Source organism: Paenibacillus qinlingensis (genome assembly GCF_013204845.1).
GTDB classification, from domain to species: Bacteria; Bacillota; Bacilli; order Paenibacillales; family NBRC-103111; genus Paenibacillus_E; species Paenibacillus_E qinlingensis.
The window spans coordinates 238642-253715 of record NZ_JABMKY010000002.1; the positions used below are offsets into that span (position 1 = coordinate 238642).

Annotated in this window: 10 protein-coding genes; 1 reads left to right on the forward strand and 9 read right to left on the reverse strand. The window is 45.7% G+C overall.

All coding sequences use genetic code 11. From position 1 onward, the window contains the following. Positions 1-45 precede the first annotated feature (45 nt). The 7 genes from HQN88_RS04545 to ybaK form a co-directional block, all read right to left on the reverse strand. Positions 46-1692 (reverse strand): ABC transporter substrate-binding protein, encoded by a 1647-nt coding sequence (locus HQN88_RS04545; protein WP_173109053.1) that lies wholly within the window; start codon positions 1690-1692, stop codon positions 46-48. A 14-nt stretch (positions 1693-1706) separates the two neighbouring features. Then, positions 1707-2600: a carbohydrate ABC transporter permease gene (locus HQN88_RS04550; protein ID WP_173109054.1), complete on the reverse strand. Its 894-nt coding sequence runs from the start codon at positions 2598-2600 to the stop codon at positions 1707-1709. A gap of 13 nt (positions 2601-2613) precedes the next feature. After that, the gene (locus HQN88_RS04555; RefSeq protein ID WP_246320043.1) at positions 2614-3588 is read right to left on the reverse strand and encodes an ABC transporter permease; all 975 of its coding nucleotides are present in this window, start codon (positions 3586-3588) and stop codon (positions 2614-2616) included. A 96-nt stretch (positions 3589-3684) separates the two neighbouring features. Next, the gene (locus HQN88_RS04560; protein ID WP_173109055.1) at positions 3685-5490 is read right to left on the reverse strand and encodes a sensor histidine kinase; all 1806 of its coding nucleotides are present in this window, start codon (positions 5488-5490) and stop codon (positions 3685-3687) included. After that, entirely contained in the window at positions 5490-6512 is a 1023-nt protein-coding gene (locus tag HQN88_RS04565) for a response regulator transcription factor (protein ID WP_173109056.1), read from the reverse strand. Before HQN88_RS04565 ends, HQN88_RS04560 begins: the two co-directional genes overlap by 1 nt. Before the next feature lie 251 nt (positions 6513-6763). Then, a complete protein-coding gene (locus tag HQN88_RS04570; protein ID WP_246320044.1) occupies positions 6764-8986 on the reverse strand; it encodes a glycosyl hydrolase family 95 catalytic domain-containing protein in 2223 nt (740 codons plus the stop codon). Positions 8987-9178: 192 nt separating this feature from the next. Continuing rightward, positions 9179-9652, reverse strand: a complete 474-nt coding sequence (ybaK, locus tag HQN88_RS04575) for a Cys-tRNA(Pro) deacylase (RefSeq protein ID WP_173109058.1) — start codon at positions 9650-9652, stop codon at positions 9179-9181. Positions 9653-9903: 251 nt separating this feature from the next. Between ybaK and HQN88_RS04580 the strand changes: the two genes are divergently transcribed. Next, positions 9904-10968: an LLM class flavin-dependent oxidoreductase gene (locus tag HQN88_RS04580; protein ID WP_173109059.1), complete on the forward strand. Its 1065-nt coding sequence runs from the start codon at positions 9904-9906 to the stop codon at positions 10966-10968. Between the two features lie 214 nt (positions 10969-11182). Here HQN88_RS04580 and HQN88_RS04585 read toward each other — a convergent pair whose 3' ends face one another. Both HQN88_RS04585 and HQN88_RS38280 read right to left on the reverse strand, forming a co-directional pair. After that, entirely contained in the window at positions 11183-14398 is a 3216-nt protein-coding gene (locus HQN88_RS04585) for an ATP-binding protein (RefSeq protein WP_173109060.1), read from the reverse strand. After that, entirely contained in the window at positions 14395-15066 is a 672-nt protein-coding gene (locus HQN88_RS38280) for a response regulator transcription factor (RefSeq protein ID WP_274320564.1), read from the reverse strand. The genes HQN88_RS04585 and HQN88_RS38280 overlap by 4 nt, the downstream gene beginning before the upstream one ends. Positions 15067-15074: the final 8 nt, after the last annotated feature.

Consider the following 15074-nt stretch of genomic DNA (forward strand, 5'->3'; position numbering starts at 1 on the left):
TACTCACTCCCATGCGATATCATTCAGTATGAATCTGAATGTGTTCTATTTCTTGGCTTTAAATTGATCATAAGCTTGTTGATAAATTTCCAAATAGCGTTTAATGTTCATTTTGTCCAGCGTGCTCAAGTAGTTGTTCCATTCTTTCTCAACATCCAGTGAGCCGGTGACTGTTTTGGCGAAAAATTCAGTTCGATAATCGGTCAACGTCTTCTCAAGCGTAGAAAGTTCCTCTGCCTGTTCGTTGGTGAAGAATAATGGCGGTACAATTTTGCTCGGATTGGTTCCAAAAGGCTCGTATTTCTTAGTTTCATTATACAAAACAAGTTCAAGTGAATTTTTCGGATCCGCCGCCACGCTTAATCGCAATTCGTTCGTTCTCAGTGATGGTCCTGCCTGTGCCCAGTGGATATTTTGCAGCTTGCCGAATGTGGCAATCGGCTTCCATACCGCTTGCTTCCCATTTACACCAAGCTCGCCTTGTGCTGGACGTACCCACTCCTGATCTGGTCGGCCCTGTGTACTGCGAAGTGTCGCTTCCTCTGAAAGCAGCAAGTCAGCCATACGGAATGCGGCAGCAGGATTTTTCGCTTTGTTTGTAACGACATATTGACCTGCAGAAACTGCATATGGATTGTAGGCTGTAGAACGTATACCCGTCGGCCCTTTGAGCGGAGGTACAGAGACGTAATCTTTGAATCTCGCGTTGTCGACTTCAACAAACACCGTTTGATTTTGTGAAGCAATCGCGCCTAAGATTGGAATTTCAGGGTTCATCCCCATCTGTTTGAGCTGGTTTCTATCTTGTGTAAACGTTTGCGGAGAGATTAGGCCCTCAGCAAACATTTTATTCATATACTTCAAAGCCTCTTTCCACTCCGGTTGATTAAAAGCAAGTTGAACCTTCCCATCTTTCACGTAGCGCAGGTTGAAATCCTTTTCGATAAAAGCGCTGGGCAAGAATAGATCTAATGTCGAAGATGGTCCATTCGTTGCACCAACAAGCGGAATCTCATCTGCTTTGCCGTTGCCGTTTGGATCTTTTTCTTTGAAAGCTTTGAGTACTTGATAAAACTCTTCTGTCGTTTCAGGCATTTTTAATCCAAGCTTATCAAGCCAAGGTTTATAAATCCACATTTTCTGCCCAAGCGAGCAATGGTAACAATCATTCACCTGTGGAACGGAATAAATTTTACCGTCAGGCATCGTAATCAGATCTTTTACATAGGTAACCTGTTCAAACATCTTTTTCATTTCGACACCATATTTATCGATATAAGGATTCAGCGGAATAAATACGCCATCTTTCCCATAAATCGATTGTTGAACCGGCGATACATTCATGTTTAACAGTACGTCTGGATAATCACCACTTGCAAGTGAAACGTTGAGCTTCTCTGCGAATGTTTTTTCCGGAGCGACTTCCCAGTCAATATGAATGTTCGTTTTCTCTTCCAGCCACTTGGTGAATTCGTTCGTTGCAAAGTTTTCGACAATACTGGAGCCTTTGACCATAACCTTGAGTGTCGTCTTTTCTTTCGTAATTGGGAATTGTCCTGCTGGTGTTACTTGGTCATCGATGATAGCTTCTGTCTTCTGAGCAGCCTCCTTCGATCCGCTGTCTGAACATGCACTTAGGAGTAATACTGACGATGCTGTGATAGCTGCTAAAGCTTTTAACCCTCTTTTCATGTAAAAACCTCCCTTTAGCCTTTTAATGAGCCAATCATCATGCCTTTGACAAAATGCCTTTGTATGAATGGATAGATGATGAGCACGGGCAGCGTAGACACGACGATAAGGGAAAACTTCAACAGCTCCCGCAGACCATCTCTTGCCGCTTGATCAGCAATGTCGGTTATCATCGACGCGTCGACTTCGTTTTGCACCAAAATATCCCTTAACACCAATTGAATCGGGTATAACTCCTGATGTTTCAAATAGAGTAATGCACTGAAATATTGATTCCAATGTCCGACTGCGTAGAACAAGGAAATGACAGCAATGATAGGTCCTGACAACGGAAGTACGATCTTTCGGACAAAGGTAAAATCACTGCATCCATCCATCTGAGAGGCTTCAAGCAATTCTTCTGGGATGGTCGTTTGAAAATATGTGCGGGCAATGATCATATTCATCACACCAAGTGCTCCCGGAATAATTAAAGACCATCGTGTGTCAATCATGCCGAGCTCTTTCACAACGAGATAGGACGGGATCAATCCTCCCGAAAACATCATGGTGAATACGAACAACGCCATAACGGCATTCCGTGGCATAAAGTCTTTCCTAGAAAGCGGATAAGCGGCAATAAGTGTAAATAGCACATTGATCGTCGTTCCTACCACAGTGTAAAATACGGAATTCAAGAAACTCGACATAATCAATCGATGCTTAAATACGGCTTCATATCCCGCAAGCGTCGGCTCAACCGGATATAACCAAACTTTTCCAGAAATAACCGCGGTGGACGAGCTGAAGGAAGCACTGACAATGTAAATCAGCGGATATAGAATCGTAATTGTAAAAATAAATAGGATTATATAATTCAGAATTGTAAAAAGCCTGTCATCTGCACTTTCTTTAATGCTTCCCGTCATTGACGCGCCTCCTTTACCACAGACTGGTTTGTCCTAACTGTCTAGCTATCCGATTAACGAGAACCAGCAGAATTAAATTAATGACTGATTTAAACAATCCAATAGCAGACGAATAGGAATAATTGATTGCGGTTGATGCCAATCCAACTTTGTAGACAAACGTATCAATGACCTCAGATGAGCTCATATTCAGCGGATTCTGCAACAGCAACACCTTTTCGAAGCCGATGTCCAGCACGTGACCCGTGTTCATGATGAGCAGAATGACCGCAACCGGCATGATACCCGGCAAATCGACATGCCACATTCGCCGTACTTTATTGGCACCATCGACAACGGCAGCTTCATGGAGAGAAGGATCGACGGCTGCAAGCGCTGCCAAGTAAATGATGCAGGAAAATCCAACATTTTGCCAAATACCGGACCAGACAAAAACATGTGAGAACCATTCGGGTATGCCCATGAAATTAATAGTGGGTAATCCGAAGAATTTCATAATTTTCTGAATGAGACCAACCCGAGGGTCCATCATTTGCAAAATAATACCTACCATAACAACAACGGAAATAAAATGGGGTGCATAGGTGATCATCTGCACGGATTTCTTAAAGAACCGTGAATTGACGTAATTTAGAGAAAGCGCCAGGATGATCGGGAAAGGAAACCCGGCAAATAAACTATAAATGCTGAGTAAGACTGTATTTTTCATAATCCGAACAAATTCATAGGAATGGAAGAAGCGGTCGAAATGCTTCAACCCCACCCATTCGCTGCCCCATACGCCTTTTGTTGGAAGATAATTTTTGAACGCAATCAAAGCGCCATACATCGGCACGTACTTGAAAATGATCAAATAAATAATCGGCAGGAGCATAAGCAGGTAAAGCTGCCAATGGTTAGATGCGTTTTTCTTAAGTCTAAATAAGTAATTTTCTTTTTTAATAACAACTGTAGACATTGTGTTTGTCTTGCTAGCCGATATGTCCATAAATCCCTCCCTATTTCGATGACAATGACTCGGTATGTGTCATGTACTTCTGTCTATAGCATACAAAAAGTAGGGTATTGCGAGCATTGTGTTCATTTATACCGCTATGACTTTTTTTGCACTGGAAGATGGCATGTGAATCGTCACTTTCGTGCCGATCCCCTGCTTGCTTTGTATAGAAAGCCCATATTGCTGTCCGAACACCATCTGAATGCGATTATGCACATTAAGCAGCCCGATACTGCCTTCGAATGTGGGTTGCGTATCCACCAGCTTCTCTTGGCGGCTGTTCCCAAGTCGTGTGTTTAATTGCAGCAGGGATTCCGTGTCGATGCCGCAGCCATTATCTTGCACGATGACATAAAAATCCGCATCATTCTTCCAAGCGTCAATAATGATTGTGTGCTTTTCTTCGATCCCATAGGGAAACGCATGCTTAAATACATTCTCGACCAAGGGCTGCAGCGTCAAGCGAACCATGCTGTCCAGCAAATAATCCGTAGAGATTCGAACATCAATCTCGAATTCACGCTGGTTGCGATATTTCATAATGGACATGAAATACAGAATGTGTTTAAGCTCATTCGCTACCGTAATTTCCTCCAAATCCGTGCGTATCGAGTAGCGCAGCATATAGGATAGTGAACGTACGATGTCTTTAATCTCACTTGATTTCTGAATAACGGCATAACAAATAATAATTTCCAAAGTATTGTACAAGAAGTGCGGATTAATCTGTAATTGCAGGGATTGAAATTCGGCCTGCTGCCGTTTCATTAAATTGTCCTGATTGCGTAGTTCGGTCTCGTAAACCCGCTCAACAAGCTCTTCCAACCGAGAGACCATCGTATTGTAGCTGATAATAAGCTGATCCATTTCATCCAGGCTTCCCGTTAGAGGAACTCGGGTCCATTGACCTTTGGCCGTCTGACGCATGCCGTTCTCCAGTAGTCGAACTGGGCGAACAATGGATTGACCAAATCGATAAGCGAGGAATGTGGCCAGAATTAGAGTGACGATGCCTACAATTAGCGTGGTTTGCCGCAAGTCTGATATGGGCTGCCGCAGTTCAGAAATGGACATGCTTGCCACTAACGTCCAACCGGAGTAGTCCGACTTTCGACTAAAGAATACTCTTCCCGGTTCTCCTGGCAATTCAAATACTTGGTCTGTTTTGGCCTCAACTGTATTAAAATGCCTGCCATTCAACTGTTTCCCAATTCGGCTCGGATCTGGATGATAGAGTATTTTCCCGCGATCGTTAACAATAAAAAAATACCCCGAGTTCCCGAGTTTAATGCCCTTCCAAAGCGTGTTTAACTCCCCTATTTTTAGCTCAAACCCCATTATGCCTTTGAATACGGTAGATGAAGTTCGATCCGCCAATTTGCGAATGAGTGTGAGATGACCATCCAGAAATCCGGAATCTCGGATCGTCAGCTTCGCATTTATCGTGTCGTCTTCCTTCATCTGTTCCACGTATTCTTCAAACCCTTTGTAGTTAAAAGGGACAATGTGGACATTAAAATCGGTTGCTTTGAACCCGTTATAACCGACGATGTACGTCATGGAAATTTCTGGATTGTTAATGAGAACCGGTTGAAATACCCCTTTCATAGCCATTTCTGCCGAATAAAATCCAGACGTTGAACGAGCAGGAAGATCTAGTGCTTCCTTCACGACAGGAGAAATTAGAATAGACAGCGTTGCTCTTTCGTAACTTTTCAGAAATAAATCGGTTTCATGAAGGACATTATCAACGATCTGTGTTAAAAGTCCTTCATACTGATTCTCCAGTTCATTGGACGACCGCCAATAGCCGGTGACCCCCAACGTCACCAACGCCATCGTGATAATAACAACGAAGTAAATGTACACCTTCCGAACGAGTCTGCTATTCATTACTTGATCCCGAGCAGTCCGCGATATTCGGTGGGGGAATATCCAGTTGCCTTTTTGAATACGCGCGTAAAGTGCGGGTAGCTCTCGTAACCAACCTCGGCTACAATATCGATAATTTTGTAATGCGGTACAGCAAGCAGTTGTTTGGCACGTTCGATTCTTTTCCGCATTCGGTGTTGCACAAAGGTTTCATTCGTATGTTTTTTAAAATAATGGCTGAAATAGGTCGGCGTTAAGCCTAGTTTTCCTGCAACCTTGTCCAGTGAAAGCTCTTCCTCGAACAGATGCTCATCAATGTACTGAATCGCTGCCTCCAAAACATCGATTCTTTCATGATTACGATACTCGCTCAGTCGCCCAATCCAGCTTCTGATTTCGGACTGAAACTTTGCGTACGTAATTGTGATGTCCATGTTCTCATCTGCAAACGGCTTTACCTCCATCCTGTAAGCCCCTCTGGCATTCACTTTCTTGTGAAGCAGCCTGATAGCGTCAGATACCCGCAAGTGTTGTTGGAACTCTGTATCACGATCGAACATCTCTCGCTTGCCGTCCTCAAGCAACTCATCGACCCGCACACTGTCCATAATCCAAATCGCTTCCTCTAATTGATCGATCCACGCTTCAAAATGGGAGAAAGAAATAAGTGCTGCTTCCCGCATAGAAAGCATTTTATCCAAGACTGGAAATAGCTCGATTTCTGTAATTGGCTTCAATAAATATTCCTGTACACCGTACGACATACATTTTTGCGCATAGGCAAAATCCCCGTATCCCGAAAGCACAACGACTTTGGTAAATAACTTAAGTTGCTGAATATGTCGGCAAAGCTCTAAACCGTCCATCCGAGGCATTCGAATATCCGTCATCACGACGTCAGGAGGGTTAGCCATGATGTTCGACAATGCTGATTCACCGTCAGTAAACGTCTCGATTTCACTAAACCTTTTATATTCCTCAATTAATGTCTTGAGGCCAATTCCAATGATGGGTTCATCGTCTACAATACAGATTCTAGCCATTCAATCGCCCCTCTCGTGTTTCAAAAAGTGAAAACCTTCGATCGCCTCGACAAGAGGGCTATACCTTAATTATGTTCTGGTTCACTTTCGTCTGAATACCCCTCAAAACCTGAACAGCGTCATCAAAATCGAAACTGCCAACCTCTAATAATACGAGTGGGTATGCAAAATAAAGACAGACCACTCGGCAAACTTACCGAGCGGCCTATTGATGTCTGATTCATCGAGAATACAAAAGTCAGCAAAATACATTATTGAATCGGCAGTCCATATAGACGCCAAGGCTTGTTTCCTCCAAAAAATCCGCATAAATGGGTTGCCGCAGGTACGGGTGTGATTTCCCATGAACTTGATTCAGCAACGGTATGCTTGGCGTTGTAGAGAACAGCTTCCTCACCTTGCGGCAATTCAAGCTCATACAACCCATCGCCAAGAGAGCGAAGTTGTACCCCTGAATTTGCAGATAGACGAATGTCACCTAGCATATCCGTTTTCATGCGGCACGGCTGTCCCGCTAAGCTTTTTACTCGGATCCAAACAGTTGCACCTTCGGATCGAGTCGCACTGATTTCAAATGCGCCCTCGGTTCGCAAATTATGAAACACAACTTCCTTCCAAGTGGTAGGAACGGCTGGGAAAACTCGGATCTCTTCTCCCCAGCTTTGCAGCAGCATATCGTGGATAGCTTCGGCTCCAGCAAGCGGCGATTCGATGACCGGGCCTGCTTCCCTGTACATTGTGTTCGGCTTCAGTAGATGGATCAGGGTCTTTAAGTATTTGAGCGATTCATCCCCTTCCCCCATAGCAGCAGCAATGGAAGCAGCACCCGTAAAGGTGAATCCGCGCAAATCTCCTTCACGTGAAAACCAGTGGCGAAGCGAACGTACGATAAGCTCTCGTTCTTCAGGTGAATCACCGCTCATTAGATGAAGTGGGAACACAGCCATCAAATGACTGAAATGTCGATGACCAAATTCCAACGGTTGGCCAGCGCCAATCATGAAGCCAGTTTCATCGACAGGCAGTGGCGTTAATCGCGCCAACGTCTCCTCCCATCTTGCACATCCGGCGTCCTCAATATCAAGAATACTGCATATCCGCAGTAAAGTTTGGCAGCCCCATTGCAGCAATGCAAGATCATAATGGGTATCTGGTACGGCTAACTGCAGGAACGACCCATATTCAGGCGATATCATAGGAGGCAAATGCAGTTTGCCGTCATCGCGTTCCTCCAGCAGATGTAAATAGTATTGTACACTTCGTTTCAGCAATGGAAACAGCAGTTCTTCAAGCATGGAAGCGTCCATCGTATGACGGTAATGCCGCCATAAGTTATGGCATACCCACGTCAAATTGCCAACCTCGGTGCCTACACTGCCAGCTAAATCATAGCTCATACTACGACCCAAGCCGGCTGAATCTTCACGGTACTGCTCTGGAACGTTACGAATTAACTGCGCCATATTGTCTTGAAAAGCGTGAATGAGCGATTCGCCAAGTTCCAAACGGCCTGACGTATAAACAGGTGAATAACTCATCTGTACATTCATGTTGAACCAAACGCCTGCCCATGGCGTAGTCGTGAGCCACGGTCCTTGGTTGTCCATGATCATCCCGTCAGAGCGGGTCGCCGAGGCCAACTTGTACATTTGTATCCAGTAAAAACTTTCTAGTATTGTATCTGGTATGGAAACAAAGCTTTGGCGATAGTAATCATGCCACCAATGTCGGTGAACGTCTACCCAAGACTCCCATTGCTGGCTTGAAGCTAGTCGAACATTCGATTCTATCCTTTGCTTCACTTGCGAATCATAACCATTTCCTATCGAAAGCCAAAGCCGCCTTAGGTTTCTGCCCTCTTCTGCTTCTGCTTGCGCTTCCATCCACGCCGTCGTACAACCTCCGTCATAATCAAATCGTTGTACACCAATCGTCACCCCGTCCTCATTTGATTGGCGCATTACTTCTGCATTAGGGAGGTATTGATTGAGGTTGAAGCCGTCAGCATTTTTCAACACAGGATCAACTTCGCTGAAAGCATACCATGTCATTCGAGCGTCTTTCTCTCCCTCACTTGTTTCCAGTTCTACGGCCAGCACCTTGTCCAGGCTGTGTACGAAAGCGCGAAGCTTTACTGTGCCTACTGTCGTTGTAATCTCTGCCCGCATCTCCGCATTCCACAAATCAATCCGAATGCTTGACGGCTGATAATACCATCCTGCCAGTTCAAGGTGCAATTCCCCAACCGGGACGCGTGGTGGAAATCCGCCTCTAGGTTTTTGCGCTGTTACGTCCGTACACCCCAGCACAAATCGCAGCACATGACGTTTTTCCCGATGCTCCTCACTATATATCATGGCCCCGATAAATCCGTTGCCAATAAAAGCTCCTTCGTTCCACGAATTTGGTTTAACGGACCAAGTTAGATCATGTCTCGCCATAAAGGAAGGCCAGTCAATCGATGTCTTAATCATCCTATACCCACAACCTTTCATGCATCCTTCATCATAGAGGGCGGATTGGTTTTGGTCGCACCACACTCTACGTAAATATACGTTTGTATATGTGGCTTATCATTGTGTTAATTTATTGGCATATGACTTTTTTTGCTTTTTTGCTAGATCAAAAAAACCTTCTTTCCGCATTACGCAGAAGGAAGGTTTAAATTAGCTATTTGTTATATCCACAAGACATGCTTCAGTTGCAGTAATTAAATCCGCGCCGCTTAGGAAGATTTGTAACCCACGCCGACCGGCACTTATACTAATAAGATCCATAGATTTCGCAGATAAGTCTACGTAAATTGGATATTTTTTCTTAATACCTAGTGGTGAAACCCCACCTCTGATATAACCTGTAAGCTCTAAAATTTGCTTTAGTGGTACCATCTCGACCTTTTTATTTCCACTGACCGTTGCTAAACGTTTTAAATTGAGCTCACAGTCACCAGGAATACAAGACACCATCACACCTGTTTTATCGCCTTGGACAATTAATGTTTTAAAGATTTGATTAGATCGAACCCCAACCTTCTCAGACACGGTTTGAGCATCTAATTCATTTTCATCCCATTCGTATTCATGTAACGTATAAGGAATTTTAAACATATCTAACTTTCTACAAGCATTTGTTTTACTCATGTTCGCACCTTTCCATCTGTTACTAATCCGTTAAAATATAAAATAGGTAGTTCACGCAATTAGAGCATCCTAGTTCCCTTATCAATGGAGGACTTATGAGACAACCCCTTTTCGGGAAGTCTATCAGGTAGATTATTATACCACAATCCTAAATTGGCAGTTATTTTCAGCCAATAGGAATTAGCTTACTTTTGTTGAGTTACATTAAAATATATAGTATAATGAACATATCTTGAAAGGAGCGATCCACTATGTCCAATCATACAACTTCTTCTATTGAAATAGGAATAAGCACATTCCTCGAGGCTGCTCCAAGAGCCAATGGCATCACGCACGCTGAAAGGCTTCGCCAAGCAGTAGAGGAGATTAATTTGGCCGACCAAGTTGGCCTGGATGTCTATGCCATTGGCGAACATCATCGAGCAGATTATGCGAGCTCAGCACCAGCTGTTATTCTGGCAGCAGCAGCTTCCACGACTAAGCGAATCCGCCTCTCAAGCGCTGTGACCGTGTTATCTTCGGATGATCCTGTCCGCGTTTACCAAGCGTTCTCCACCTTGGATGGCATATCTAACGGACGTGCAGAAATTATGGCGGGCCGTGGCTCATTTATCGAATCATTCCCCCTATTTGGATACGACTTGAATCACTATGACAGCCTATTTGAGGAAAAATTGGAGCTCCTGCTCGCGATCCGTGAATCGGAGAAAGTAAACTGGAAAGGCGGCCATCGCCCAGCAATCAAGAACTTAGGCGTATATCCGCGAGCTGTACAAGAGCCCTTACCTGTATGGATCGGAACTGGTGGAAATCCAGAGTCTGCGGTTCGCGCTGGGATGCTAGGCTTGCCTGTCGTCTTTGCGATTATTGGCGGCATGCCGGAGAGATTCGCACCACTAGTCAACCTGTATAAGGAAGCAGCCGAAAAGGCTGGACACGATGTGAACAAGCTCCAGATCGCGACGCATTCGCATGGCTTCATATCGGATACTAGTGAGAAAGCTGCCGACATGTTCTATCCAGCAACGGAAGCAATGATGAACACCATCGGTCGTGAGCGCGGCTGGTCGCCTTACACGCGTGACACATTCGATGCCGCACGCAGTCTTCGCGGCGCACTGTATGTCGGCGATCCCGAATATGTCGCAGAGAAGATCGTGCTGCTTCGCAAGAATCTAGGCATAACGCGTTTCCTTCTCCACGCGGACGTCAGCACCTTGCCGCATCATGAATTGCTACGCACGATTGAGCTGCTCGGTACGAAAGTCGCGCCAATCGTTCGTAGGGAGCTTGATCGCGAGGCATCTCAAGGGTGAGGTTACGCAGGAAGCCGATTCGTATATCGGCTTCCCCTTCGCTCGCCTATACTCAACGTAAAGAGGGTCCCCAAAGCCACATATGTGGCGAGGGACCCTCTTTTTGCAATTGAGTCGCGGAGTAGCGCCGATTTCTTCCGAGTTAGTCGATGATTTCGACTAACTCTGCCCGCCAACGTCGATCTCTATCTCCAGTCTTCGCTTTTCACATCTATTAGAAGCCCACAACTGGCAATTCAATGATCAACATGCATCCGCTCGTGCCGGGCTCCTCGTCTCCATATATCCGAAGACTCCCTCCCAATTGTGTGATTCGCTCCATCATCGACTGCAGACCGAAACCTAGGGCAGTCGCCTCATAGCGCTCTCCGTCGTTCCATAGCGAGAAGATCAGCTTGTCATCCTGCGTTTTCAGCATAAACTGAAAACTCGTGCAGCGACCGTGGCGGATTCCGTTGGTGAGTCCTTCCTTGAGCGCGTGGTAGATCGCTTTTTTGTGCATAGAGCTTAGTGGCGGAAGCGGAGAAATGCTATGTTCGACTTTCATCCCTGCTATTTCAACCGTTTGCTCCAGCAACTGCTTGAGTGCAGAGTCCAGCTGGAAATCTGCTCCTTGCTGTTTCAAGGTACGGACCGATTCACGAATATCGTCCAATCCTTTGCGGACCAGCTGCTGTGAAAGAGCCAGCTTATCATTGCCGCGGGGATCGCCTCGTTCCAGCAGCATTTTGGCAGCCTCCATTTGCACGATGGAGGTGGTTAGTGTATGCCCGACGTGATCATGAATTTCCTGAGCGAGCAGATTCCGCTCTTCCATAAGCGTCAATTCGTTAAGCGTCTCCGCCGTTTCGCGGACGGACTCACGAAGACGATTCGTCGTAAACTCCAGTTCGGAGGTACGCTCCTGGACCATCCGTTCTAACTCCAACGTGAAGCGCGATAGCTTCAGTTGAATACCAACACGGGCTAGCAGCTCATGACGGGTGAACGGTTTCACGATATAATCATTTGCCCCGGCATCGAAGCCTTCGAGTAGATCCACCAGTCGTCCTTTGGCCGTTAGCAGGATGATCGGTAAGGTACTTTCGTCATATCGTTCACGAAGACGACGACAAATGTCATAGCCATTCATATCAGGCAAAAGCACATCCAGCAACAGGAGATCAGGCACCTGCTGCTCGATAAGCGCTAGCGCCTCTTGCCCATTCGCTGCCTTCAACAAGCGTAGTGAGGATCCGCTCAAATAATTGTCCAATACTTGGAGATTAACAGGCTCGTCATCCACAAGGAGCACCGTAGCGGAAGGCAACGGGTTTCGCATTAGTTGCGCAGGGAAACTCCCTGCCTCATTCGGAGACCAATCCGCTGCAGCAGCAGCCTCCCAAGCGGGCTGTGAATCAAGTACGGGCAGCAGGAAGCTGCTCTCCGAAACCGAAACATACGCCTCTTTCTGCCAAATGGGGATTGTAAAGCTAGCTGACGTTCCGATTCCCTCCGCCGCGTCTAAGTGAAACTGTCCGCCATGCATAGCAATCAATTTATGCGAGATGGTCAATCCGAGTCCCGTCCCTCCTCTTCTTGCACCAGATTCTGCCTGCTCAAATGGGGCAAGAACGGTATGCAGTTTGGCTGTGGGAATACCAATGCCTGTATCTACGATGGAAACCTCTACAAACTCCCCTACTTGTTGCGCGGTTACGCGCACCTCGCCGGTATCTGTAAATTTCACTGCGTTTCCGATCAAATTGTACAAGATTTGCTGCAACCGATTCGCGTCCCCGCTCACGAGTGGAAGATCTGCTGGAAAACTTTTCACCAGCTGAATGCCTTTTGTTGCAGCTTGCGGCTCGAAAGCAGCTAACACGAGCGAGACCGTATCCGGTAATGGTAGAGAAACGAAGTCTAAAGCGATATCCTGATGGTTAAGTTTAGACAAATCGAGCAAATCATGGATTAGTCTCGACAAGCGTTTGCCGCTGGACACGACGAGCTCCAGGTTTGTTTGAACTTTGGGCTGCAGTTCACCCGCAACACCATCTAGCAGGGATTCCGTAAGCCCGATAATGCCCTGAAGAGGTGTTCGGAGTTCATGCGACGTATTGGCCAGAAAGTCGTCTTTCAACCGATCGAGCTCTTGAAGCCGGCTGTTTTGGGCTTGAAGACGTTCGGAAATGACTTGATTTTGCACAAAAACGCTGCGTAATCTTGTAATAAAAACCATGCCTAAGGATAAGACAAAAATGAAAACGCCGAAAATCCCGATATTTTCAATCCAATAAATATAATAATAAGGTGCATGCTCATACGCGAATTTACCAAAGAGCGGAAAGAAATACGTAGCGTAATTCAAACATAATCCTAGTGTTATTGCACCTATCCCCATGACAAGCCATGCGGCTTCTCCATCTCGTTGTTTGTTGTATATACGCATTAAAGGAATGGCAAGAAATGGAATGATGATGGCCAGAACGACGAGGTAGATATGGATGAATCGGCCAACCCAAGGCTCATGAACATAAGCAATTAGTATACATGCCAAAGCAAATAGCGTTAACAAATAACGGCTTATACGGAATCGCTTATGAAGACTGATGTCTGTCAATCTTTCAAAAATACCGACAACGGCAACCATTCCGACAGGAATACAGACACTGTAATAATAGGTGATGTGCGACCAGTCTCCGTAGATCTGCAAGGTGTAGGTAAGTGCTAGGCAGGCAAATGCACAAGTGAAATTAAGCAGTGAGAAATAGGCATATAGAATATCTCGATGCATAATAAAAACACCCAAGGAGACCACGCTCAGAAATAAAAAACACGCAATAAGTGCCCATTTTATCGTATCTATTCGAATCAACTCGATCAGATTGTCCTCAGCTTCTACAATTCGCATAGGCAGATACATACCCATAGCCGAAGTTCCATAGGAAGTTCCGTCGGGGATAATCCGTACTTGAAGCCATTTGTCGGTAGCATCATCTGGCAGTGGAACCTGCTTCCAAATGAAGATGGATTTCGTCTTTGTTTTCTGGAGATCCGCATTAATAGAAGCAATTCTATGATCATCCACGAAGACTTCAAAAGACTTCGTATCTTGAATATTCAGCTGGGCATCACGCAGCGATGCAACGCCACTAGGAAGGCGAACGCGAACCCAAAATTCAGCCATATTGGTTTGTCCTTCTGGGGTCGAAGCTAGCTGCAAATAGGATTTCCAGTCGGATTCTGTATCCTGCAGCGTGTTATCCACAATCGGCAACTTTCCTAAGTGTGCCTCCCATTTGCTCATGCCAGGCAATACCTTCGGAGGAAGTACCTGTAGTCGGGAGAATCCGTCATTCACAAAATAGGTGGCTCCAACCGAGCAGAGAAGAATCAATAGCAAGAATAGGATTACACCTGTGAAACGGTTTGGGGCACGCCTGTTCAAGTATCCCCACCACCCAACAGCTGGCGTAAAGTCAATATGGCCACAGTTCGGTCATTCGTTCCGATTTTGGCATAGATAGCGCTCACATAGTTTTTAATCGTACCTTCGCTCATGAACATCCCTGCTGCAATTTCCCGATTCGTTTTACTCTCCAACATCCAGCGCGCGACTTCAAGTTCCTTGTCGGATAAGGTGATACCATCTGCGATCGCACGTACGGTATGCTTCATTCCCTGAATCGATGCCGAAGCAGACGACAATCGCGCAGCTAGTTTGCTAGCAATGACGGAAGGTAGCAGAAAGTGGCCCATAACAGCATCGCGTATGGACTGTGCTAGCTTCTCACCTGGAATGTCCTTGAGCAGGAATCCTGTAGCTCCTCCAGCAAGTGCCTCTATAATATAATCGTCATCGGCAAAAGTAGTAAGAATCAGTACTAGGGTGTCTGGATGCTCGGCTCGGATGTGCCGGGTGCACGCAATACCGTTCATGACGGGCATCTGAATATCCATTAGCACGACGTTAGGGGATAATGTCTTGACTAGCTGAATCGCTTCTGCGCCATCTTTGGCCATTCCTACTACATGGATATCTTCTTGCAGGCTGAGAATGGTTTGCAACCCATCCCGCATTAATGTTTGATCATCGGCTATTACGACTGATATCACTTGATCTA

Excerpts from the sequence above, each read along its gene's own strand:
- HQN88_RS04580 (WP_173109059.1), top strand. The coding sequence starts at position 9,904 with ATGTCCAATCATACAACTTCTTCTATTGAAATAGGAATAAGCACATTC.
- HQN88_RS04570 (WP_246320044.1), bottom strand. The coding sequence starts at position 8,986 with ATGATTAAGACATCGATTGACTGGCCTTCCTTTATGGCGAGACATGAT.
- HQN88_RS04550 (WP_173109054.1), bottom strand. The coding sequence starts at position 2,600 with ATGACGGGAAGCATTAAAGAAAGTGCAGATGACAGGCTTTTTACAATT.
- HQN88_RS04565 (WP_173109056.1), bottom strand. The coding sequence starts at position 6,512 with ATGGCTAGAATCTGTATTGTAGACGATGAACCCATCATTGGAATTGGC.
- HQN88_RS04545 (WP_173109053.1), bottom strand. The coding sequence starts at position 1,692 with ATGAAAAGAGGGTTAAAAGCTTTAGCAGCTATCACAGCATCGTCAGTA.
- HQN88_RS04555 (WP_246320043.1), bottom strand. The coding sequence starts at position 3,588 with ATGGACATATCGGCTAGCAAGACAAACACAATGTCTACAGTTGTTATT.
- HQN88_RS04560 (WP_173109055.1), bottom strand. The coding sequence starts at position 5,490 with ATGAATAGCAGACTCGTTCGGAAGGTGTACATTTACTTCGTTGTTATT.
- ybaK (WP_173109058.1), bottom strand. The coding sequence starts at position 9,652 with ATGAGTAAAACAAATGCTTGTAGAAAGTTAGATATGTTTAAAATTCCT.